Annotated in this window: 20 protein-coding genes; 9 read left to right on the top strand and 11 right to left on the bottom strand. The window is 70.8% G+C overall.

What is annotated here, in order from left to right; genetic code table 11:
* Nucleotides 1-22: 22 nt before the first annotated feature.
* Nucleotides 23-595, bottom strand: coding sequence for a TetR/AcrR family transcriptional regulator (locus tag OG627_RS13280; protein WP_329064710.1), 573 nt, complete (start codon nucleotides 593-595; stop codon nucleotides 23-25).
* Between the two features lie 299 nt (nucleotides 596-894).
* Between OG627_RS13280 and OG627_RS13285 the strand changes: the two genes are divergently transcribed.
* The 5 genes from OG627_RS13285 to OG627_RS13305 all read left to right on the top strand — a co-directional run bounded on the left by OG627_RS13285 (nucleotide 895) and on the right by OG627_RS13305 (nucleotide 5,023).
* Nucleotides 895-2,124 (top strand): helix-turn-helix domain-containing protein, encoded by a 1,230-nt coding sequence (locus tag OG627_RS13285; RefSeq protein WP_329064712.1) that lies wholly within the window; start codon nucleotides 895-897, stop codon nucleotides 2,122-2,124.
* A gap of 55 nt (nucleotides 2,125-2,179) precedes the next feature.
* Entirely contained in the window at nucleotides 2,180-2,620 is a 441-nt protein-coding gene (locus OG627_RS13290; RefSeq protein WP_329064714.1) for a hypothetical protein, read from the top strand.
* A gap of 180 nt (nucleotides 2,621-2,800) precedes the next feature.
* Complete coding sequence (locus tag OG627_RS13295) at nucleotides 2,801-3,946, top strand: radical SAM protein (protein WP_329064716.1); 1,146 nt, start codon at nucleotides 2,801-2,803, stop codon at nucleotides 3,944-3,946.
* Nucleotides 3,947-3,951: 5 nt separating this feature from the next.
* Nucleotides 3,952-4,140 carry a hypothetical protein gene (locus tag OG627_RS13300; protein WP_329064718.1) on the top strand — a complete coding sequence of 63 codons (189 nt, stop codon included), beginning with the start codon at nucleotides 3,952-3,954 and terminating at the stop codon, nucleotides 4,138-4,140.
* Nucleotides 4,141-4,216: 76 nt separating this feature from the next.
* A complete protein-coding gene (locus tag OG627_RS13305; RefSeq protein WP_329064719.1) occupies nucleotides 4,217-5,023 on the top strand; it encodes an aminoglycoside phosphotransferase in 807 nt (268 codons plus the stop codon).
* 393 nt (nucleotides 5,024-5,416) lie between these two features.
* On the opposite strand, the gene OG627_RS13310 is transcribed toward OG627_RS13305, so the two are convergent.
* The 3 genes from OG627_RS13310 to OG627_RS13320 all read right to left on the bottom strand — a co-directional run bounded on the left by OG627_RS13310 (nucleotide 5,417) and on the right by OG627_RS13320 (nucleotide 8,127).
* On the bottom strand, nucleotides 5,417-6,511 hold the full coding sequence (locus tag OG627_RS13310) for a winged helix DNA-binding domain-containing protein (RefSeq protein WP_329064721.1): 1,095 nt from the start codon (nucleotides 6,509-6,511) through the stop codon (nucleotides 5,417-5,419).
* Nucleotides 6,512-6,519: 8 nt separating this feature from the next.
* Nucleotides 6,520-7,551 carry an aldo/keto reductase gene (locus OG627_RS13315; RefSeq protein WP_329064723.1) on the bottom strand — a complete coding sequence of 344 codons (1,032 nt, stop codon included), beginning with the start codon at nucleotides 7,549-7,551 and terminating at the stop codon, nucleotides 6,520-6,522.
* A gap of 153 nt (nucleotides 7,552-7,704) precedes the next feature.
* On the bottom strand, nucleotides 7,705-8,127 hold the full coding sequence (locus tag OG627_RS13320; RefSeq protein WP_329064725.1) for a VOC family protein: 423 nt from the start codon (nucleotides 8,125-8,127) through the stop codon (nucleotides 7,705-7,707).
* Between the two features lie 172 nt (nucleotides 8,128-8,299).
* On the opposite strand from OG627_RS13320, the gene OG627_RS13325 reads away from it, so the two are divergent.
* From OG627_RS13325 to OG627_RS13335, 3 genes are all read left to right on the top strand, one after another.
* The gene (locus OG627_RS13325; RefSeq protein ID WP_329064727.1) at nucleotides 8,300-9,307 is read left to right on the top strand and encodes a helix-turn-helix transcriptional regulator; all 1,008 of its coding nucleotides are present in this window, start codon (nucleotides 8,300-8,302) and stop codon (nucleotides 9,305-9,307) included.
* A gap of 136 nt (nucleotides 9,308-9,443) precedes the next feature.
* Nucleotides 9,444-12,830 (top strand): S41 family peptidase, encoded by a 3,387-nt coding sequence (locus OG627_RS13330; RefSeq protein ID WP_329064729.1) that lies wholly within the window; start codon nucleotides 9,444-9,446, stop codon nucleotides 12,828-12,830.
* A 523-nt stretch (nucleotides 12,831-13,353) separates the two neighbouring features.
* Nucleotides 13,354-14,955: an eCIS core domain-containing protein gene (locus tag OG627_RS13335; protein WP_329064731.1), complete on the top strand. Its 1,602-nt coding sequence runs from the start codon at nucleotides 13,354-13,356 to the stop codon at nucleotides 14,953-14,955.
* A 290-nt stretch (nucleotides 14,956-15,245) separates the two neighbouring features.
* Here OG627_RS13335 and OG627_RS13340 read toward each other — a convergent pair whose 3' ends face one another.
* The 4 genes from OG627_RS13340 to OG627_RS13355 form a co-directional block, all read right to left on the bottom strand.
* On the bottom strand, nucleotides 15,246-15,425 hold the full coding sequence (locus tag OG627_RS13340) for a hypothetical protein (protein ID WP_329064733.1): 180 nt from the start codon (nucleotides 15,423-15,425) through the stop codon (nucleotides 15,246-15,248).
* A gap of 92 nt (nucleotides 15,426-15,517) precedes the next feature.
* The gene (locus OG627_RS13345; protein WP_329064735.1) at nucleotides 15,518-16,498 is read right to left on the bottom strand and encodes an SDR family oxidoreductase; all 981 of its coding nucleotides are present in this window, start codon (nucleotides 16,496-16,498) and stop codon (nucleotides 15,518-15,520) included.
* Nucleotides 16,495-17,421 (bottom strand): alpha/beta fold hydrolase, encoded by a 927-nt coding sequence (locus OG627_RS13350; RefSeq protein ID WP_329064737.1) that lies wholly within the window; start codon nucleotides 17,419-17,421, stop codon nucleotides 16,495-16,497. Before OG627_RS13350 ends, OG627_RS13345 begins: the two co-directional genes overlap by 4 nt.
* Entirely contained in the window at nucleotides 17,418-18,992 is a 1,575-nt protein-coding gene (locus OG627_RS13355) for a flavin-containing monooxygenase (RefSeq protein WP_329064739.1), read from the bottom strand. The genes OG627_RS13350 and OG627_RS13355 overlap by 4 nt, the downstream gene beginning before the upstream one ends.
* A gap of 134 nt (nucleotides 18,993-19,126) precedes the next feature.
* On the opposite strand from OG627_RS13355, the gene OG627_RS13360 reads away from it, so the two are divergent.
* Nucleotides 19,127-19,798, top strand: a complete 672-nt coding sequence (locus tag OG627_RS13360; RefSeq protein ID WP_329064740.1) for a MerR family transcriptional regulator — start codon at nucleotides 19,127-19,129, stop codon at nucleotides 19,796-19,798.
* Between the two features lie 64 nt (nucleotides 19,799-19,862).
* On the opposite strand, the gene OG627_RS13365 is transcribed toward OG627_RS13360, so the two are convergent.
* The 3 genes from OG627_RS13365 to OG627_RS13375 are packed head-to-tail and all read right to left on the bottom strand — an operon-like array spanning nucleotide 19,863 to nucleotide 22,484.
* Nucleotides 19,863-20,744: an ABC transporter ATP-binding protein gene (locus OG627_RS13365; protein ID WP_329064742.1), complete on the bottom strand. Its 882-nt coding sequence runs from the start codon at nucleotides 20,742-20,744 to the stop codon at nucleotides 19,863-19,865.
* On the bottom strand, nucleotides 20,741-21,559 hold the full coding sequence (locus OG627_RS13370) for an ABC transporter ATP-binding protein (RefSeq protein ID WP_329064744.1): 819 nt from the start codon (nucleotides 21,557-21,559) through the stop codon (nucleotides 20,741-20,743). The genes OG627_RS13365 and OG627_RS13370 overlap by 4 nt, the downstream gene beginning before the upstream one ends.
* A 19-nt stretch (nucleotides 21,560-21,578) precedes the next feature.
* Nucleotides 21,579-22,484, bottom strand: coding sequence for an ABC transporter permease (locus OG627_RS13375; RefSeq protein WP_329064746.1), 906 nt, complete (start codon nucleotides 22,482-22,484; stop codon nucleotides 21,579-21,581).
* Nucleotides 22,485-22,489 lie beyond the last annotated feature (5 nt).

The following is a 22,489-nucleotide window of genomic DNA, read 5'->3' on the forward strand; positions in this document are numbered from 1 at the left end:
GTGGTACGGATGCTTCCGAAGATCAGACGCCGAGGGCGGGGAAGACGACGGCGTCGACGTAATGAGCGAGGAACGCCTGGTCCGGCGGCAGTCCCTCGATCAGCTGCCGGGCGGCGAAGGCGCCGACCAGCATGTGGGTGACATATTTCAGCGCGGGACTGTCCGCGGGGATCTCCCCGCGGTCCACGGCACGCCGGAGCAGCGTCCGGAGCCCGTCGATCTCGGGCTCGACGAGCAGCTCCCGCAACGCCTGGTACAGATCGGGATTGTCGTGCACGGCGTGGAACAGACCCCGCATCAGCGCGGCGTCCTTCTCCACCTGACAGTCGTCGACGTGCGACACCATGGCGAGGAAGTCCCCGCGCAGCGAACCGGTGTCGATCCGGCCCATGTGCAACGGCTTGCTGCTCCGCATCGCCCGGACGACCAGCTCGGCCTTGCTCCCCCACTGGCGGTAGAGGGTGGCCTTGCTGGAGTGGGTACGGGCGGCGACGGCGTCCATGGTGAGGGCGTCGTAACCGACCTCGCGCAGGAGGTCCAGCACGGCGGCGTACAGCTCGGCCTCGCGCTCGGGCGTGAGTCTGCTGCGTGCCATGGCCGGTCCTTCCCGATCCGAACGAAACGGTTTCGTACAGTACGAAGATAACCCCATGCCTCAGCGAAACGAAACCGTTTCGCTTGTGGCCTGCGCCACAGGGCGCCCGCGTCACCGCACCGGCGCCGTGGCTCGGAGGCCGCTCTACCGATGCTCCGAGGCTTCTCCTCCCGGCAGACCTCCACACCCGCCGTGCGCCATGGGTACCGTTCTGCGGTATGAGCCCCCACGGATGGAGCACGGATGCCTCACCGACCGCTTGAACGCCGCCGGTGCCTCATCGCCAGGGAGGCGCGCTGATGTTGGAAGAAGCCGAGGAGATCGGCCGCCGCGCCCGTCGTGCGCGGCTCCGTCTCGGGATGCCTCAGGCCGACCTCGCCGCCGCCCTGGGGAAGTCTCAAGGATGGGTGTCGAAGATGGAACGCGGCCTGATCGAGCTCGACCGTGTCGGTCTGCTCAACCTGCTCGCGACCGAGTTGCACGTGCACCCCAATGACCTGATCGGGCGCCCCTACAACAGCTCACCCGACGGGAATCAGTGGCAGGTCGCCGCGTCGTCCATCCTGCGCGAACTGCGCCGGTACGACCTCTCGCCCGTCTTTGACGGTACCCCACGGTCGGCCGGTCAGCTCTGGCAGGAGACCACCCGCCTGCACCGCCTCCGCGACGCAGCGGCGAACGTAGCGATTATTCAAGTCCTTCCCGACCTGTTCCGGGAAGCACGCGCCCTTGCCGAGGTATCCACCGGCCACGAGCACGAGGAAGCGTTCGCGATCTACGCCGTGTGCTGCAAGTTCGCGCATACCGCCGCACACGCCCTCGGACACCCCGAGTTGATCGCGATGTCGTGCGAGCGGGCCGCATGGTCCGCCCGCATGTCCGGCGACTCCGTCATGCCCGCTGTGGCCGACTGGATGCGCGTATGGGACATGTGGGCAACTGCGGATTGGGCGGACGCCGTCGCCCTCTCGGACAAAGCGATTCACAGCGTCCAACAAGCTTACGACCAGGGCGAACCTCTCGCAGTTCGCGCGTGGGGATCACTTCAACTGCGCGCGGCTGTATCAGCGGCACGGGGCGGGCGCCGAGCGGAAGCCGAGGATCGCATCGAGCATGCGAAGGCCGCGGCCAATCGACTGGGCGATTACGCCGGACCCCCGGTCCACGACCGGCATTCGCTCACATTCTCACCGGGCAACGTCCAGATTCACGCGATCAGTGTCACCCTGGAGATGCGGGAGCAGCGCAAGGCTCTGGCCATAAATCGGCGCACCAGCCCCGAGCTGGTCGCGGCACTCCCCAACTCCCGGCAGGGTCACCATCACATGGACCTCGCCCGAGCGTGGCTCTGGGACGGCAACCGGGACAAGGCGTTGAACGAGTTGGAAACGGCCGAGCGCGTCGCGCCTCAACTCATCCGCAACCATCCCATCGCGCGATCAACCCTGCGGAGCATCGTCTACGCCGAACGAGCGGCCACCCGCGAGAAGCTGCGCCGCATGTCAGACCGCTTTCGCCTCGACGAATGAGAGTGATATTCCTCCAGTTCATATTCGGCTGCCGTCCTGCCCCTAGCTTCGGTGCATGGCCGAACAGCCCTCGAAACAACTACCAGTGCGGGACGTCGAGTTAGGCGCAGGCGTCCCGTTCCACCCGCGACTCGGCGATCTCGCATCCGACCTCGCGCAGGGAGGACGCATCGGCGTCGTTGTCACCCTGCCGAGCGAAACCTCGGCGTCCTACCACCTGCGCCCGCCGGGAGGCGGACAGAACTGGTCGGCCAGGTCCGACGGCAGCACTCTGCGCCACGTCCCCGTACCGGTCACGCACGTCAGCCCCATGCAGCAGGATGTGCTCTACGACCACCGCGCACGGCAAGCCGCGCTGCCGGTTTGGGTCCATCATGAGGACGGCGGCAGGTCCGAGTCGGTACTCATCCTCACGCCCACGCAAGTTGAGTTGTGCAGCATCCAATTCGGACAGCTCATCGCGCGTCGCGAAAAGGCCGAGGAGCACGGGCGGTGAGCCCATCTCCCGCCGCGTATTCCTCCCCTCCTCGTCGAAAGCGGCGCGCCACCGCAGGCGTACGGCACGAAACGGCGCCCGATACCGAGCCTCTGTGTTGGACGTGATTGCCCAGCGCGGGGCCAGTGCCTCACAGCTCCTGTCCGGAGACGCACCGGCCCACTTCCTGATGGAGGACTCGTGCCCGAACTGATCGCCAGCCCGTTCCTCGACGAGTACCTCGTCTTACGCCCCGGTGACGACAACGGGATACAGATCCCGCGCGCCCGATACCTCGACCTGAGCAAGGCTGCGAGCACGGGCGCTGAGGTTCCGCGCTGGTTCGTCGACGGCGCGCGCCAGGCATGGGGGATTGACCTCCCCGCGCACCTGCCCTTGCGCGATACCGTCCTCGTACGCGCCCCCTCCCCGTATGGCATGGCCCGCGCGTCGTACGAGATCAACAAGGGCTGTGACTACGACTGTCCTCACTGCTACCTCGGGTTAAAGCGATTCGAGGGAATGCCTTGGGCCGACAAGGTCCGGCTACTCGACATCATGCGCGACGCCGGCGTGTTGTGGCTTCAGATCACGGGTGGTGAGCCACTGATCGACCGCGAGTTCCCCGAGGCGTACTCGTACGCCTATGGCCTCGGCATCATGCTGACGATCTCCACCAACGGGTCACAGCTCCACAAACCAAGGATCCTGGAGACTCTCACCGAACGCCCACCCCATCACCTGTCGCTCAGCGTCTACGGCGCGACCGAGGAGACATACGATGGGTTCACCCGCAACCGAGGCGCGTTCAGCCGCTTCATGCGTGGCCTCGACGCCGCTAGCGAGGCCGGCCTGCGCTTGCAGTTGAACATCGTCATCACGAAGGACAACGCCGACGAGTTCGCCGCCATGGAACGGCTCGCGGAGCAGTACGGCCAGGTATTCGTGTTCACCAACATGTCGCCCACCATCCAGGGCGATGCGACCCCGATCCCCGAACAGGCCGTCAAATACCTCCGCGAGCGGAAGCCGTTCACCGGCTGCAACGCCGGACACACGTTCTTCCACGCCGACCCGTTCGGCCACGCGTCCATATGCAAGATCGGCCGCGACCCTCACATCCCGTTGATGCGGGAAGGCATCGAGGGACTCAAGCGCCTCGGAGACATCGCCGACGGCCTACAGCTTCGCACCGGAGGCTGTGCCGACTGCACGTTCGGCCAGAAAACCGCCGACGGCAATCCAGGCGGCTGCACCACCTGCCGCCCCATGGCCAAGCTCTACCAGGAGGCGAAGGCACCACGCAGCATGTACTGCCAGCATCCCGACCCCGAATCAGTGAGGTGACATCCATGGCAACCAGCGTCGAGCCCCGCACCACGGACGAAACCGCGACCCGTAAGCCTCCCCCCGGCCCACTACCGGTAGCGATCACGTCCCGACCGATCGCTGACGACGAGTTCCGCGTCACGAAGGAGATCGGCACGTTCTCCGAGAGCCTCGGCTGCTCGTGCCAGGCCGACGACGACCAGCCGTACTAAACCCCGCACGCACCACGAAGCCGCCCCCGCCCGCGTAGGGTCGGGGCGGCTCGCCCGTCCACCACAGGAACCGCACATGCCCGTAGACCGCCTCCACTGGGACGACCTACCGCTCGCCGCGCGCGACGCCGTCGAGAAACGCACCGGCCCGGTAGTACGCGCCGCAACAGCCGACGCCGGCGCCAACTCCGGTATCGCCGCCACCATCCACACCGCCGACGCGACTCTGTTCGTCAAGGGCGTGCCCGCCGATCACCCGCAGGTCCGGACACAGCGGCGCGAGGCCGCGATCAACCCGTATCTGCCGCCGTCGTGTCCCCGGCTGCTGTGGCACGTCCAGGCCGGCGGATGGGACCTGATCGGTTACGAGCACCTCATCGGCCGCCACGCCGACTACGTCCCCGGTTCCTCCGATCTGCCGCTCGTCGCCCGGGCCCTGGTAGAGCTGCAGAACACCCCGTGCCCTGACATCGAACTCAAGCGCGCCGAGGACAGGTGGAGCGGATACACCGGCCCCGCGGGCGTCGAGGTGCTCGTCGGCAACACGTTGCTGCACACAGACCTCGCGCCGCACAACATGCTCATCACGACGCGTGGGCACCTCGTCGACTGGGCATGGCCGACCCGGGGAGCAGCGTGGATCGACCCCGCTGTGCTCATCCTGAGACTCATGGAAGCAGGGCACTCCGCCCCTGTGGCGGACGCGTGGGCGCGCGAGCAGTTCTCCTCGTGGGCGGCGGCCACGGACGCATCGGTGCGGATCTTCTCCGAGGCGAACGCCCGAACATGGAACGAGATCGCGCGCAACGATCCCCAGGTGTGGAAAAGGAACATGTCCCGCCTGGCCCAGCATTGGCTGACCTACTGGCAATCCGGCAGGTGAGACCGTCAACCGGCGAGACGGCCGGGCACCGCCGTGCACCGGTTACGGCGCCGGAGAGCGCCGCGCCTGCGGCGCGCGCGTTCCGCTCACGCCCGCGCACATCGCCGCCGTCATGGACGTAGGGAGCGATTTGCCGCGCGCACTCTGACACAGAGGGCCACTGGGGAATCCGCCCCCGTCCTCGCGCCCTCCACCCCCGGCGGACATCTGGGCGGTATGGGCGGGAATCGGCAGCCGCACCCCATCCACCAGTGGCCGCGCTGCCCGAACCGCACCCCCGAGGGCGCTCCCCGCGACGGCCCGGACCTCCACCGAGGCGCCCACGGTCACCAGCTCACCGACCCGCCCATGAACCCCGATGTTCCGCGCCACACGCCCGCGACCGCGGTGACGTCAGCTCTCGGTGTCGAGTTGGACGTGCTCGATGCCCTCGTCCAGGAAGGTGGCCAGGTCCTGGGCCTCGGCGCGGACGGCCTCCTGTTCCGGGGCGGTGAGGGCGCGCAGGGGGCTGATGCGAAGCCGGTGGTCGCGTACGGCCCAGGTGGCGGTGACGCGGCCGTCGACGAGGACCGTGCGGTGGCCCGCGACGGACAGGCCGAGGTGGGGGACGTCGATGACGCGGCCGCGGTCGTGGTAGCCGAGGATGGCGTTGTCGAAGGCCGGGAGGAACCGGACGGGGGCCGGGGTGTCGGGGTGGGGGCGGGGCGCGTCGGGCAGATCGAACAGCTCGCGGCCGCGTTCGTCGCGGAAGACGACGAGTTCCTCCCGGGCGGCCTTGACGGCGGCGGGGAGACCGGCGAGGCCGCACCAGGCGCGCAGGTCCGCGCCGGCGGCGGGCCCGTAGGCGGCCAGGTAGCGGCGCAGCAGCTGCTGCCCGACGGGATCGCCGTCCCCGGTGGGCAGGGGGTCGATGTCCCGCTCCAGCCAGGTGGCCAACGGCAGGTTGCGTACGCCGGCGCTCCGGTGCCACAGGCCGCGCGGCGGAAGTTGGACCATGGGGACGAGGGCGGCGACGAGCAGCTCGCCCAGGACGCGGCGCGGCGGGCCGGGCCAGCGGTCTTCGACGGCCTGTACGAGCTGGCTCATGGTGCGGGGCTGCCGGTCGGCCATGACCGCGCGGCCGACGGCGGCGACCTCGTCCAGGTCGATGCCGGCCAGTTCGCGCCGGTAGGTTCCGACGACCCGCTGACGGAGCATCGTGTCGTGGCGGGCCCGCCAGGCGAGCGCGTCGTCGGCGGTGACGAGGTGGACGGTGCGGCGCATCAGGTGGGTGCGCACCACCGTGCGGCCGGTCAGCGCGTCGTCCAGTTGACCGGGCTCGAAGCCGGACAGGCGGGACCACAGCCCGACGAAGGGTTCCTGCGGCTCCTGCGCCTGGAGGCCGCACAGGTGGGCCACCGCCTCCGCCGTGGAGGTGCCGCTGCGCCGGAGCAGGTGCTGACGGGCGAGGGTGGCGCGGTTGAGGGCGCGGGCGTCAAGGACAGTCATGGCCATTCTCAGGCGACAGCTCGCTCGTGGGACGGGCGTCGGCGCAGGTCGGGGTGGGTGAGGGAGGGCGGGGTGCGGGAGACGTCCAGCGGGCCGATGTCGGTGCCGGGCGGGACGATCGCGTCGATCTTGTCGAGGATGTCGTCGTCGAGGGTGAGGGTGGCGCCGGCGAGCAGGTCGTCCAGCTGGCCCCTGGTGCGCGGGCCGATGATGGCGGAGGTGACGTCGGGGTGGCTGGTGGCGAAGGCCATGGCCAGGTGCGTGAGGGAGTGTCCGGCTTCCTCGGCGAGGGCGAGCAGCCGCTCGACCGCGTCGAGCTTGCGCTCGTCGGTGAGGTGCCGGGGGACCCAGTGCATACGGGCGTTGTCGGGCCGCGGCGCGTTCTTGCGGTAGTTGCCGGTGAGCAGGCCCATGGCCAGCGGGCTCCACACCAGAACGCCGAGGCCGTAGCGGTGGCAGGCGGGCAGGATCTCCCGCTCGATGCCGCGGTTGAGGAGGGAGTAGGTGGGCTGCTCGGTGCGCAGGCGGTGCAGTCCACGCTGCTGGGACACCCACTGGGCTTCGACGATCTCCGAGGCCGGCAGGTTGGAGGAGCCGATCGCGCGGATCTTCCCGGCCCGTACGAGGTCGGTGAGCGCGGAGAGGGTCTCCTCGATGTCGGTGTGCGGGTCGGGGTGGTGGATCTGGTAGAGGTCGATGTAGTCGGTCCGCAGCCGCTTCAGCGAGCCCTCGACCGCCTGGACGACCCAGCGCCGGGAGCTGCCGCCGCGGTTGGGGCCCTCGCCCATCGGTCCGTTGAACTTGGTCGCGAGCACGACGTCGTCGCGGCGTCCCTTGAGAGCCCTTCCGACGATCTGCTCGGTCTCGCTGTAGCCGTAGACGTCGGCGGTGTCGATGAAATTGATGCCCGCGTCCAGCGCCCGGTGGATCATGGCCACGCAGTCGTCGTGATCCGGGTTGCCCGTCCTGCCGAACATCATGGTGCCCAGGCAGTAGGCACTGACTTCGATGCCGGTCCGTCCCAGCTTCCGCATGCGCACGGTGACCCGCTTCCTTCCGCTTCTCTGCTTCTGTACTTCTCTACTTCTGTACTTCTCTACGTGTCCGGTGCCCGCGCCGTCCGGGCCGCCCTTGTGGCTGCGGCGGCCCGGACGGCGTAGGCATGTCAGGTCCGGTCAGGCCGGTCCGCGGGTTCAGCCGTTGTACGGAGCGGTGACGTCCAGGACCCAGGTGACGCCGAAGCGGTCGGTGAGCATGCCGTACAGCGGCGCCCACTGCGCGGGCTCCAGCGGACTCACGATGGTCGAGCCCTCGGCGAGCCTGCTCCACAGGGCGCTGATCTCCTCGGCGTCGTCGCCGCGCACGGAGACGAAGAACGCGTTCTCGCCCTGGTTCCAGGGCAGCCGCGAGGGCACGTCGTAGGCCATGACGTGGAAGCCGTCGTCGCCGGCCACCTCGCCCCACATCACCCAGTCCGCCTCGCTCTCGTTCTGCACGGCGCCCGCGTCCTTGTAGGTGACCGCGACCGTACGTCCGCCGAAGACGGACTGGTAGAAGTCCAGCGCCTCACGTGCGGTGCCCCGGAAGTTCAGATGAGTGGTGGTCGTGACGGACATGACCTGCTCCTTGCCTCGATGTGACGAATGCGCGCCGCCGCCGGGCCGTCGATGCCGAGCGGCGACTGCCGTGACCAGGGGGCCTGTCGCGCTGCCTCCCGTGCGGCTCGTCCGTCACGATGGCAGAGGTACCGGACAGGTTGTGTCCGGTACTTCGGGGAGTATGGGTGTCATGCATAAGACGTCCGCCCGGCTGCTCGCGCTGCTCTCGCTGCTCCAGACGCCCCGTGACTGGTCCGGCGACGATCTCGCCGAGCGTCTCGGCATCACCTCGCGCACCGTGCGCCGTGACATCGAGCGCCTGCGCGAACTCGACTACCCGATCACCACCGTCAAAGGACCGGCCGGCGGCTACCGCCTGGCGGCCGGCGCTCACCTGCCGCCCATGCTGTTCGACGACGAGCAGGCCGTCGCCCTGGCCGTCGCGCTACAGACCGCGGCCACCGGCACCGCCGTCGCCGAGGACGCCTCCCGCGCGCTGGCCACCCTCCGCCAGGTCATGCCGCCCCGCCTGCGCCACCGCGTCGACCTGTTGCGGATCACCGCCGTCCAGCCGCCCGCGGCGGCCGGCGACACCCCCCAGGCCGACGCTCAGGTTCTGATGGACCTGAGCCGCGCCATCCACGCCCACGAGGAACTGCGCTTCGACTACGCCCCGGGTCGGCCAGGCACCTCGGCCGATGACGCCCGCCGCGTACAACCCCACCACCTGGTCACCTGGCGTCATCGCTGGTACCTGGTGGCCTGGGACCTCCACCGCGAGGACTGGCGCACCTTCCGCGTCGACCGCGTCCGGCCCCGCACGCCCACCGGCCCCCGCTTCGCCCCGCGCGAACTCCCCGGCGGCAACGTCTCCACCTTCATCACCAGCCGGTTCCGCGGCAACGACGGCACCACCACCGACTGGCCGTGCCGAGGCGAAGTCGTCCTCCACCTACCGGCCGCCGACGTCGCGCCCTTCGCGCAGGACGGAATCGTCGAGGAACTCGGCCCCCGGCACTGCCGGCTCACCCTCGGCTCCTGGTCATGGACCGGACTCGCCGCCACCGTCGGCCGCTTCGACACCGACATCGAGGTCATCGGCCCGCCCCGACTGGCCACGGCATTCGCCGACCTCGGCGCCCGCTACACCCGCGCCGCGCGGCACGTCACAGGGCAAGAGACCGGTCCGACGCCGTGAACAGTGTCCGGCGGAGAGTCTCCGGTGAAGAGTGTCCGGCGAGGAATGTCCGGCGAACCGCGCCGCAACCCGCCCGCACGCTCCGGAACCCGCGTTCAGGAGGCGCGCCACCCCCGACAAGTGCAGCATGGGGGAGGTGAGTGACGAGACCGCGTATCTCCGCTTCCCGCACCTGCACGACGACTCCCTGTGCTTCGTCGCCGAGGACGACCTCTGGATCGCCCCCCTCGCCCCGGCCGGGCAGCGGCCCGAGCGGGCCTGGCGGGTGACCGTGGACCGCACCAGGATCGGCCACCCCCGGTTCTCGCCCGACGGCAGCCACATCGCCTACACGACCTGGCGCAGCCTCGATCCGGAGATCCATCTCGCCCCGGTGGCGGGCGGCCCCTCCCGGCGGCTGACCTACTGGGGCGCCACCGACACCCGGGTCTGCGGCTGGACCCCGCCCGACCGGGACGGCGAGGCGCAGATCCTCGCCGTCTCCTCGCACGGCCAGCCCTTCTCGTACTTCGCCTGGGCGTACAGCCTGCCCACCGACGGCTCCCCCGGCGGCGCGCTGCCCTGGGGTCCGGTGACCGACATCGCCGTCGCCGACCTCGACGGCGAGCGCCGTACGCTCCTGCTCACCGGGAAGCCGCCGCACGAGCCCGCCGCCTGGAAGCGGTACCGGGGCGGGGCGACCGGCCGGCTCTGGCTGCACGGCGAGCGGCTGCTCGCGGACATCGACGGCCATCTCGACTCGCCCATGTTCGTGGCCGGGCGCATCGCCTTCCTCTCCGACCACGAGGGCGTCGGCAATCTCTACTCCTGCCTGCCCGACGGAACCGATCTGCGCCGCCACACCGACCACGACGCCTTCTACGCCCGCCACGCCTCGTCCGACGGGCGCCGGGTGGTCTACCAGTGCGCGGGCGACCTCTGGCTGGTGGACGGGCTGACCCCCGACTCGGTGCCGCGCAGGCTGGACGTACGGCTCGGCGGGCCGCGCGCGGGACGGCGCGGCTACCAGGTCCCGGCGGGCCGCCACATCGACGGGCTCTCCGTGGACCTGACGGGCCGGGCGAGCGCCGTCTCCGTACGCGGCAGCCTGTACTGGCTCACCCACCGCGACGGCCCGGCCCGCACCATCACGGACACGCCGGGCGTACGGGTCAGGAACCCGGTGATGCTCGGCAGCGGCGGCCAGGTCGCCTACGTGACGGACGCGGACGGCGAGGACGCCGTCGAGATCGCGTATCTGCCCCGGGCGAGCGGCGACCGGCAGCCGCGACGGCTCGCCGCCGGGCGGCTGGGCCGCGTCCTGGAGATGGTCGCGGACCCGGAGGGGAAACGGATCGCGATCGCCTCGCACGACGGGCGGCTGCTGCTGGTGGATGTGGCGGACGAGGCGGACGAGACGGACGGGGCGACCGCGACCGAGCCCACGGATACGGATACGAAGACGGACACGGAAGCGGAAGCACCCCCCACGCCCCCCGCACCCCCCGACCCCGTCACCGAACTCATCCGCTCCATCAACGGCCCCGTCACCGACCTCGCCTTCTCCCCCGACGGCGGCTGGCTCACCTGGTCCCACCCCGGCATCGGCCGCTCGCTGCGCCAGATCAAGCTCGCCAAGATCTCCGGCAGCTTCGCCCGTACCGTCGTCGATGTCACCAACGGCCGGTTCGAGGACGAGAACCCGGTCTTCACCAGCGACGGCCGCTACCTCGCCTTCCTCTCCTGGCGCGGCTTCGACCCGGTGTACGACGTGCACACCGGCGACCTCTCCTTCCCGCTCGGCTGCCGCCCCTATCTCGTCCCCCTCTCCTCCGCGACCCCCTCCCCCTTCGCGCTCTCCCCCGACGGCCGTCCGGCGGCGGGCGGGCTCGATCCCGCGCTGAGCGACTCGGGCGACGGCACGGTCACGGTCGAGGTCGAGGGCCTCGCCGACCGGGTCACCCCCTTCCCCGTCACCGCGTCCAAGTACTCGGCCCTCCGCCCGGTCGCCGGGGGCGGGCTGGTCTGGCTGCGCTGGCCGATCTCGGGGGCGCTCGGCGAGACGTTCGCCAACCCGGCGGACATGTCGGGGCGGCCGACCCTCGAACACTTCGACATCGCCAAGGCGCGCAGGAGCGAACTCGTCTCCCACCTCGACTGGTTCGCGACCAGCGGCGACGGCAGCAGGCTGGTGGTCGTGGACGACGGCGAGCTGCGCGCCGTACCCGCCACCGAGCTGGGCGACCTCGACACGACCGTCTTCCTCGATCCCCGGCGCATCCTGCACGACGTCGACCCGGCGGCGGAGTGGCGCCAGGCGTACGCGGAGGCGGGCCGCGTCATCCGCGCGTACTTCTGGGAGCCGGAGATGTGCGGCATCGACTGGGACGGTGTCCTCGACCAGTACCGTCCGCTGCTCGAACGGGTCGCCTCCCCCGACGAGTTCGCCGATCTGCTGCGCGAGGTGATGGGCGAACTGGGCACCTCCCACGCCTATGTCACCCCGGCCAGGCGCAACGAGGGCCCGCCGCACTACCAGCGCGCGATGGGCCTGCTCGGCGCCAACCTCGTGTGCAGGGACGGGGACTGGACGGTCAAGCGCATCCTGCCCGGCGACTCCTCGGACTCCCGGGCGCGCTCACCGCTGGCGGGTACGGGGATCCGCGAGGGCGCGGTGCTCACCCACGTGGACGGGCGCCCGGTGGACCCGGTGACCGGCCCGTACCCGCTGCTCTCCGCCGCCGGGGGCACCACGGTCGAACTCACCTTCCGCCCGGCCGCGCGCGAGGGCCGCGAGAGCAAGGACGAGCGGCACCGGCGGGTCGCTGTGGTGCCGCTGATCGACGAGCGGCCGCTGCGCTACCAGGACTGGGTGGCCAAACGCCGGGAGGCCGTACGGGAGATCAGCGGCGGCCGGTGCGGCTACCTCCACATCCCCGACATGGGCGGCTCGGGCTGGGCGCAGTTCAACCGCGATCTGCGCCTTGAGGTCTCCCGGCCCGCGCTGATCGTGGACGTGCGGGGCAACGCGGGCGGGCACATCAGCGAGCTGGTGGTGGAGAAGCTCAGCCGCCGGATCGTCGGCTGGGACCTGACCCGCGACGCCCAGCCCGTCTCGTACGCCTCCAACGCCCCACGCGGCCCGGTGGTCGCGCTGGCCGACGAGGCGACCGCCTCCGACGGCGACATGATCACCGCGGCGTTCAAGCTGCTGAACCTGGGGCCGGTGGTCGGGCAGCGCACCTGGGGCGGGGTGGTCGGCATGACGGGACGCCACCGGCTGGCGGACGGCACGGTGATCACGGTGCCGATGAACGCGGCCTGGTTCGACGCGTACGGCTGGTCCATCGAGAACCGGGGCGTGGCGCCGGACGTGGAGGCGCTGCGTACCCCCCTGGACTGGGCGGAGGGCCGGCACGCACAGCTCGACGACGCGGTGTGGATGGCCCTCGACCTGCTGGCCGGACACCCGGCGTCGACCCCGCCCGGTTACGGAGCGGTCCCGGACCTGCGCCGCCCGCCGCTGCCACCGCGCGCGAGGTAGCGGTGGCGGGGTGGCGACCGTGGGTGCTCCCGCGGGCCGGGTCGGTACTGCCGGCCGAGACAGTCCGCGAGTCCGGCCTGGAGAGCCGCGATATCGGCGGCACTGACGCCGAGGCGCAATCCGCGGGCCGTGCACGATCCGGGTTGGACAAGCCGGATCATCGCAGGCCACGGGGCACCTTTTGCAGTTTGTGACGAAACTTCACCACCCTGGGAATTCGGGGTGCAACACCGAGGCCAGCCTGGAACAACTATCACAGGAACGCTAGCTTAGGCCGCACACAGGGTGTCGCCGGTAATCCGATCCACCCGGGCAACACCGAGTGAATCTCAAGAACTATCGCCGCATAAGGGCCCACCCCATGGAGAACGGCCAAAAGCGAGCACAGGAAAGGCTCCCACCAGTGCACAAAAAAGACAATGGCAGGCCGGTGTCCGAAAATGGCCGCCGCGTCCACCCCGCCGCGCGGCAGAGCCCCCTCCAAGGCGCCCTCGCTCTGCAACGCACCGCGGGGAACGCCGCCATGGCACGCGTCCTGCAACAGGCAGGGCATCCCTGGGCCCAGCATCAGCACACTGCCGGCTGCGGCCACACCGCCGCCGAGCCGGCCGCCGAGCCCGCACCGGTGCAGCGCTCGACCGTGCACGACGTGCTCCGCACCCCGGGCCGACCCCTGGACCAGGCGACGCGTTCGGACATGGAGCAGCGGCTCGGCGACGACTTCTCCGACGTTCGCATGCACGACGACGCCGCCGCCCGCAGGTCCGCCAGCGAGGTCGGCGCCCACGCCTACACCTCGGGCCACCACATCGTGCTCGGCAAGGGCGGGAACAGCAAGCACACCCTGGTCCACGAGCTCACCCACGTCATACAGCAGCGCAAGGGCTCGGTCTCCGGTACCGACAGCGGCGATGGCTTGTCGATCTCCGACCCTTCCGACCGATACGAGCGCGAGGCCGAGGCGAACGCGACTCGCGTCATGCGGCGGGCAGTGGACACAACAACACCGCAGGCCCCCGCGCGCACCTCCACGCCGGACGCCGCCGGACATGCCACGTCGCCCGCACAGACGCCCGTCCAGCGCTATCAAGTGGTGCAACCGGGCGCCGAGAACTATCCCAAGATGCGCCACCAACCCGATGGCGAGCGGGCCACGGACGCGACGGGTGACACCGGCTTCTTCAGCAGCCAGACAAGGGGCGGAAACGGCAGTTTCTTCGCCGACCCCCAAGCGCACACCAAGGAACTCCAGGCAAACATCGTCTACAACGGCAGCGTACCGCTGCGCATCTCGGACAAAGCGGATCTCGCCGTTGAGGACGGAGCTGAAGCCAAGTGCTTCTACGCCACCCTGGCACACGTCTCGGCGGCGAACAAAAAGCTGGAAAAGCAGAAGGGGAAGGTCCGCCTCATCGCCACCAGTCGCCAACTGAAGATCGCCCGGGCCGGAAAGTCCGATACCGTCCTCCACCAAGTTTTCCCCGAGGTGCCAAAAAAGAAGCAGATGGCCACTGACGTCAGAACACCTCAGCGGTGCAACGAGATGGGCGAGTTCGTCAGTGGCTTCTCCGGAGCAGCCACTACAGGAATCCAGCTCTGGGAGGACACCCTGGTCGCAATCCTTGACCGAGTGGAGAAATCGAGTCGGCATTCCAAGGCGCAGAGAAATGCGAAGAAGATGGCAGACAAAGGCGATATGGCCGGATTCATGAAGTGGTCCCATGAGCTGAGCGGTACCTACCAGGAATACCAGGCGCGCTATCCCGACGATGTCAAGAAGGCGATCAAGAAGCTCGACGTCAGCGAGTACCTGGTACCAAAGCTCGGCGTCCCGATCACGACCGTCGGCTACGGGAACGCAGAGCAGGAAGAATACCGGGCGGCCAACAGAGGCACCTATTTCGACTACCACTTCGGAACGCCCGTCGCTGTCAGCGGCGAAGATTACATCACTATGGAGAACTACGCCCGGCATGATCCGGACGTCTCTACCAAAACCGCTTCCCGTGACGATCCACTCTATTTCTTCAGCATGTACGGAACCCGCGGTTCCCAGAGGTGGCACGCCGCGCAGGTCGACACCGGGGGCTTCCTCGGCGCGATCCTCTCCGTCCGGCTCAGCTGACTCCGTCCGGCTCAGCTGACCGCAGGGATGTGAGGTCACCACAGGGCCCCGGCGTTTGCCGGGATCGTCCGAACTTGAGCGGATCAGTACAGATGGCGGGCCTGCGACGCACGTGAACAAGGCACCCGTGGATCATGGAGCTCTCTACGCTTCAAGGTCCACGGGTGCCGTTTTCGTCCCGCCAGCATCTCCCACCCCGGCTGCGGATGTTGATGCTGAAGCCGGCCCGGTCCGGGTCGGTGATCGGGGAGCCGGGTGCGCTCTCCTCGAAGCACCGGAGCGGCGCCGCGTCAGTGGTCGAAGCGGTCGTCCATCTCGTCGCGCGCGTCCTGGGCCCTCGACCGGCCCTGGTCGCGGGCGTCCTGCGCGCGGTCCTTGTTCTTCGACGGGTCCTTCTTCTCGTCCGCCTTCGCCTTCGCCTGGTCGGCGAGCTGCTGTGCCTTGTCCTTGAACTGGTCGGAAATGCCCATGGAATGTCAGCTCCTGAATCTTGGGGGCCCGGGAACCTTCAGGGGTGGGGCCTCGACCAGACTGACACGAGCCGACATTCCACGCATTTCGATCAATTACCCAGCGTACGGTCCCGTTCGTCGGCCTCCCCGCCCGCGCCCACGAGCCCCTTGGTCACGTCCCCGAGCCGCGGTTCGAGGCGCCGCATCTCGCGCCGCCCGACCGTGGCGATGACCCCGGGCAGATATCCCCGTACGCCCTGGGTGCCGCGCAGCCACCACTGCGCGTACACGTGCGGGGCGCGCCGCTCTATCCCGGCGACGAGACGGTCCACGGCCGGGCCGAGCGGATACGTACGGTTGGCGGGCCAGGGCAGCCGCCGCCGCAGCTCGCGCATCGCCGCGTCCCGGTCGGCGCCCCGCACCATGTCGGTGTCCGTCCAGGACAGATAGCCGACGCCGACCCGTACCCCCTGGTGAGCGACCTCGCCGCGCAGACTGTGCGCGAACGCCTCGACGCCGGACTTGGACGCGCAGTACGCGGTCATCATCGGCGCGGGCGTCATCGCGGCGAGCGACGCTATCTGGAGGAAGTAGCCGCGGTTGCGCCGCAGCGCCGGGAGGAAGGCCCGCGCCGTCACCGCGCCGCCGATCAGATTGACCTCGATGACCCGGCGCCACGCGTCCGGGTCGGAGTGCTCGAACGGTCCGCCGGAGGCCACCCCCGCGTTGGCCACCACGATGTCGACCCGGCCGAAGCGCTGTTCGACCTCCGCGGCGACCCGGGCCATGGCGGTGGCGTCGGTGACATCGGCGTACCAGTGGTCGCACTCCGCGTGCAGCCGCCCGGCGACCCGCTTCAGCTCCGCCGCCTCCAGGCCGACGAGCGCCACCTTCGCGCCGCGCGCGGAGAGTTTGCGCGCCAGCAGCTCCCCGACGCCGCGCGCCGCGCCCGTGACGACGGCGACCTGCCCTTCGAGCTGCCGGAAGCTCCGCCGGCCCGCGCCACCCGTACCGCCCGCGCCGCTCGGACGGCTTGTACCGCCCGCGCCACCCGTACCCCCACCCGTACCCCCACTCGTACCGCCGCTCATGTCGTCGCCTCCTCGGCGCCCGTGGTCAGATACGTGGTGCTCAGCTCGCGGATCGCCCCGGTGACGACCTCCGGTGCCTCCACCGGCGTCATGTGCCCGACGCCGGTCAGTACGGTCAGCGATACGCACTTCGGCAGCGCGGCGGCCAGCGCCCGCGCCCCGCCCGGCGGGGTCAGCCGGTCACCGCCGCCGGCGATCACGGCGGTGGGTACGGTCAACTCCCGTACCTCCGCGTCGAGATCCAGCTCGCCGAGGACGCGCGACCAGCCGACCCGGACGGGCCTGGGGCACGCGTGCACGAGACGCGCGCACTGCGCCACCCGGTCGGGGGCCGCGCCCGCGCCCATCGTCCCGTACCGCAGCAGCCGCTTCGAGACCGGTGTGACCGGCCCCAGCGGGAGGGGTGCCCCCAGGATCCGCCGGGTGAGCGCGGTCCGCACGCGCCCGGCGCGCATCGGCACGATGCGCGTGTGGAAGTCCAGCCGCGAGCTGCCGGTGCTGCACAGCAGAACGGCAGCGGCGTGCTCCCGGAAGGCGGGCCGGCGCGCGGCGGCCATCATCGTCATGCCGCCCATGGAGTGCCCGGCGAGCACGGCGCGCTCGCCGGGCTCCAGGGTGGCCGCGAGCACCGCCTCCAGGTCGTCGGCGAGCGCGTCCGTGGAGTAGCCGGCGGAGTGGCCCGCGGAGCGGCCCGCGCTCCCCGAGGGCGCGGGGGTGCGGCCGTGTCCGCGCTGGTCGTAGGCGATCACCCGGTGGTCGACGGCGAGGTCCGCGAGCTGCGCGGCCCAGAAGCGCAGGGAGCAGGTCCAGCCGTGCGCGAGGACGACGGCGGGCCGGCCCTCCTCGCCGTACACCTCGGCGTGTATGCGGGAACCGTCGGCGGAGCGTATGGACACTTCGCGTTCCCTGGGCGGCTGCCTCATCGGACGGCCTCCTTCCCGCTCATACCGCTCCCGGTGCGGGACCCGGCGCGGATCACCTCGTACTCCGCGAGGTTCACCTCCCGGGTCGCCCGCCGGAACTCGGTCGTGGTGCCCGGCCAGACGGTGGTGTTGCGGCCGTTCGCGTCGAGGTACCAGCTGGTGCAGCCGCCGGTGTTCCAGACCGTGCGGGCCATCCGGCGCTGCACCCGCTGGTTCCAGACGCGTACGGCCGCGGCGCGCGGCGAGAGCGCGACCGGCGTGGATTCGCGGCCGGAACCCCGGCCGCTGAGGCCGTCCAGCTGCCGCAGATAGTCGGCCATGTAGTTCAGCTGGGACTCGATCATCAGGATCATCGAGGAGTTCCCGAGCCCGGTGTTGGGCCCGATGATCGTCATCCAGTTGGGGAATCCGGCGGCGGTCGCGCCGCGCAGCGACTCCGTGCCGTCCTTCCACGCCTCGGCGAGCGTGATGCCGTCAGCGCCCACCACCCGGTCGGTGATCGGTGTGTCCGTGACATGGAAGCCGGTGCCGAAGACGATCGCGTCCGCCTCGGTGCGCGTACCGTCCGCCGCGACGAGCGTCGAGCCGCGGACCTCGGCGAGGCCGGAGGCGACCACGTCGACGTTGGGGCGCGCCAGGGCCGGATAGTACGAGCTGGAGAGCAGGATGCGCTTGCAGCCGATGCGGTACGAGGGCGTGAGCTTGGCCCGCAGCGCCGGGTTCTTGACCGACTTCGTCATGTTGGCGCGGGCGAGGGACTCGACCAGCCCGAGTTCGTTCGGCCGTTTGGTGAACGCCTGGATCTGCAACTCCCTTATGGACCAGAGCAGTCCGCGCCGCACTCGCCCGGTGAAGGGCAGTGCGCGGTGCAGCCCGCGCTCCGCCGCGCTTATCGCCCGGTCGACCCGGGGCATCACCCATGGCGGGGTCCGCTGGAAGAGCGTCAGCCGCGCCACCTCGGGCTGGATCGCGGGGACGATCTGGATGGCGGAGGCGCCGGTACCGATCACCGCCACGCGCTTGCCGCGCAGGTCGTAGCCGTGGTCCCAGCGCGCGGAGTGGAAGACCTTGCCGGGGAAGCCGTCGAGCCCGGGGATGTCCGGGATCTTCGGGTCGGAGAGCGGGCCGGTCGCCGAGACGATCACATCGGCGGTGAGGGTGCCGCGCGCGGTCTCGATCTCCCAGCGCAGCGCGTCGTTGTCCCAGCGCATCAGCCGCACCTCGTGGTCGAGCCGCAGATGCGGCCGGAGCCCGAAGGTGTCGGCGACATGCTCCAGATACGCCCTGATGTGCCGCTGCCCGGAGAAGGTGCGCGGCCAGTCGGGGTTGGGGGCGAAGGAGAACGAGTAGAGGTGCGAGGGCACGTCGCAGGCGCAGCCGGGGTAGCTGTTGTCCCGCCAGGCCCCGCCGACGGAACCGGCCCGCTCCAGGACGACGAAGTCGGTGACGCCCTCTCTGCGCAGCCGGACGGCCGCTCCCAGACCACCGAATCCGGATCCGATCACCGCCACGCGTACGTGCTGGCCCTCGCGCACATGCCGGCCCTCGCGTACGTGCTCGTCCTGGCCCATACCGCCTCCTGACCCACCAACGGGAAAACGATGCCAGCAATCACTGGCACAGTGCGGAGACTAGGGCAGCTCCGTACTCATGGGTAGGGGGCGGACCCGACCAAGTGTCCGGGAGGGGACATAGGCTTCCCGGCATGGCAGAAGGTCGCGCGCACCGTGAGTACCGCATGGAGGAGCTGGCCCGGGAGGCGGGCATCACGGTCCGCACCGTGCGCTTCTACCGCGAGCGCGGGCTGATCCAGCCACCCCGCCGCGAGGGCCGGATCGCCTGGTACGACGACGGTCACCTGGCCAGGCTGCGGACGATCGCCGCCCTGCTGGAGCGCGGCCACACCCTGAACGGCATCGCCGACCTCGCCGCCGCGATCGAGACCGGCCGGGACGTCGGCGAGGTCCTCGGCCTCGGCGAACCCTCCGAGGAGACGCCCGTACGGCTCTCCCCCGAGGAACTCGCCGACTACTTCGAGGGCGAGGTCACCCCCGAGAATCTGCGGGCCGCGCTCGACCTCGGCTATCTCGCCACGGACGGCACGGACATCGTCCACATCAGCCGCCGGCTGCTGGACGTATCGGCGGGCCTGGTACGGGACGGCGTCCCGCTCGCGGCGGTCCTGGACGCGGGCCGCCACGTCCGGATCCACGCGGACGCGCTCGCCGAGATCTTCGTCGGCATCCTGCGGTCCCACGACGGGACCGCCGCCATGGACCCGGCCGGACTGCGCCCGCTGGCGCAGAGCGTGGTGGCGGCGGAGCTGTCGATGGCGCTGGACCGCAAGCTGCGCCCCGGCCCACCGGCCGACACGTAACCCGGCACCGCCAGGAGAACCGCCAGGACCTCCGGCACCACCGGGAACTGCCCCCTGCCTACACCTACCGGCTGCTGTCCGCCGCCGGAAGCCTCGGCACGCTCGCGATCAGCCGCCGGGTGTACGGGTGGGACGGCGAGCCCAGTACGGAGGCGGTGTCACCCTGCTCCACCACCCGCCCGTACTCCAGCACCGCCGTCCACTCGCAGAGCGCGGCCACCACCGACAGGTCGTGCGAGACCATCGCGATGGTCAGTCCACGGGTCTCCTTCAGCTCCAGCAGCAGATCGACGATCCTGACCCGGGTGGTCACGTCGAGGGCGCTGACCGGCTCGTCGGCGAGCAGCACGCGCGGATCGCAGACCGTGGCGCGGGCGATCGCGACGCGCTGGCGCTGACCGCCGGAGAATTCGTGCGGGTAGCGCTCCGCCGCGTCCGCCGGGAGCCCGACCGCTTCGAGCGCGGCGCCGACGCGCGGATCGTCCCGCCGTGCCCCGCGCCCGAGCACCCCGTACCCCCGTACCCCCGGCTCCGCCGCCGGCCCCAGCGAGCGCAGCGGCTCCGAGACGATCCGGCCGACCCGCTGACGGGGGTCGAGCGAGGAGTACGGGTCCTGGAACACGCTCTGCACACCGCGCCGGAAGCGGCGCATCTGCTCCCGGTCGCGCGGCCGGAGTTCGCCGCCCTCGAAGAGGATCCGCCCGCTGGTGGGGCGGGTGAGGCCGAGCAGCAGCCGGAGCAGCGTGGTCTTGCCGGCCCCCGACTCGCCGACCAGACCGACGCTGCGTCCCGCCGTGATGCCCAGCGAGACGCCGTGCAGTACGGGCGGCGCGCCCCGGTAGGCGAACCCGGCGTCGTCGGCGGCCAGAATCGGCTCGCCCGGCTCACTCGGCCCGCTCGGACCGCTCGGCCCACTCAGCTCACCCGGCTCGCGCGGCACAGTCATCGGACGATCCGTTCCAGAGCGCTTTCGAGATGGCGGGCACTTCCCACCAGGTCCCGGGTGTACGGGTGGACGGGGCGGCTCACGATGTCGCCCACGGTGCCGGACTCCACGGCGGTACCGTCCTTGAGCACCAGCACATGGTCGGTGACGGCGGAGACGACCGCCAGGTCGTGGCTGATGAACAGCAGCGCCATGTCCCGCCCCGCCACCAGCCCGTCCAGCAACGCGAGCACTTCCGCCTGCACCGTGACGTCCAGCGCGGTCGTCGGCTCGTCCGCGATCAGCAGCGCGGGTTCGCAGGCCAGGGCCATGGCGAGGGCGACCCGCTGGCGCTGGCCGCCGGAGATCTCGTGCGGATACGCGCGGGCGATCCGGTCGGGCTCGGGCAGCCGCACCCGGTCGAGGGCCTCCTCCACCGCGCGGCGCAGCGCCGGGCCGCGCAGCCCCCGGCCGTGCCGGAGCCGCAGCGGCTCGGCGAGCTGGGCGCCCAGCCGCATCAGCGGGTCGAGGGCGGTGAGGGGTTCCTGGAAGACGACGGTGGCCGCGCGGCCGCGCAGCCCGTTCAGCCGCCGCTCGGTGGCGCCGACGATCTCGGCGGGCGGCGCGCCGTGGGCGGTCAGGGAGATGGATCCCGACGCGGTCATGCCGGGCGGCAGCAGGCCCATGACGGCGAGCGCGGTCAGCGACTTGCCCGACCCCGACTCGCCGACCAGGCCGAGCCGGGAGCCCGCGCCGATCGAGAAGGAGACGTCGGAGACGAGGTCGCGTCCCTCGTCCGTACGGATCGTCAGTCCCCTGACGTCGAGCACGTTCATCGGGTCCTCCGGCGGGCGTTCATCGGGTCCTGCGCCGGGTGGGGTCCAGCGTGTCGCGCAGTCCGTCGGCGACCAGATTGACGCCGACGACCAGCATGACCAGCAGCACTCCGGGGGCGATCACCCCGGTGGGAGCGGTGAACACGGTGGCCTGCGCCTCCTGGAGCATCCGCCCCCACGAGGCGTTCGGCGGCGGGGCGCCGAGCCCGAGGAACGACAGGCTCGCCTCGGCCATGACCGCCAGACCGAACTGGAGGGCGAGGTTCACCACGAGGGTCGGCCAGATGTTGGGCAGCACATGGCCGGTGACGATCCGGGGCCAGGAGGTGCCGGAGGTGCGGGCCGCGGTGATGTAGTCCTGCGCCAGCACCCGCTTGACCAGCACTCTGGTCAGCCGGGCGACCACCGCCGTCATCGCGAGCCCGATCGCCAGCACCGCCGAGCCGAGCGAGGCGGACCGGGCGGCGACCATGAGCATGGCGAGCAGGAGCGTCGGGAAGGCGATCAGCACATCCAGCAGCGTCGAGAGGGTGTCGTCGAGCCAGCGGGTCGCGAACCCCGCCGCGAGCCCGGCGCAGACGCCGAGCGCGGCGCCGAGCGCGGTCGCGCCGAGTCCGGCGCGCAGCGCGATCCAGGCACCCGTCATCAGCTGGGTCAGCAGATCGCGGCCCAGCTTGTCCGTGCCGAGCAGATGCGCGCCCCCGGGGGCGGCGAGCCGGCCGCCCGAGGTGTCGTCGGGGGCGTACGGCAGCCAGACCAGGGAGACCAGCGCGACCAGGACGATGAACCCGACGAGTACGCAGCCGGTGACGAGCGCGGGCGAGCGCCGGCGGCGCGAGGGCTCGCGGGCAGCGGGCGCCGCCGCCTTCCCTGCCGCCCCCTTCCCTGCCTCGTCCACCCCACTGATCTCACGTACCTCACTCATCGCGC

The organism is Streptomyces sp. NBC_01429 (assembly GCF_036231945.1).
GTDB lineage: Bacteria > Actinomycetota > Actinomycetes > Streptomycetales > Streptomycetaceae > Streptomyces.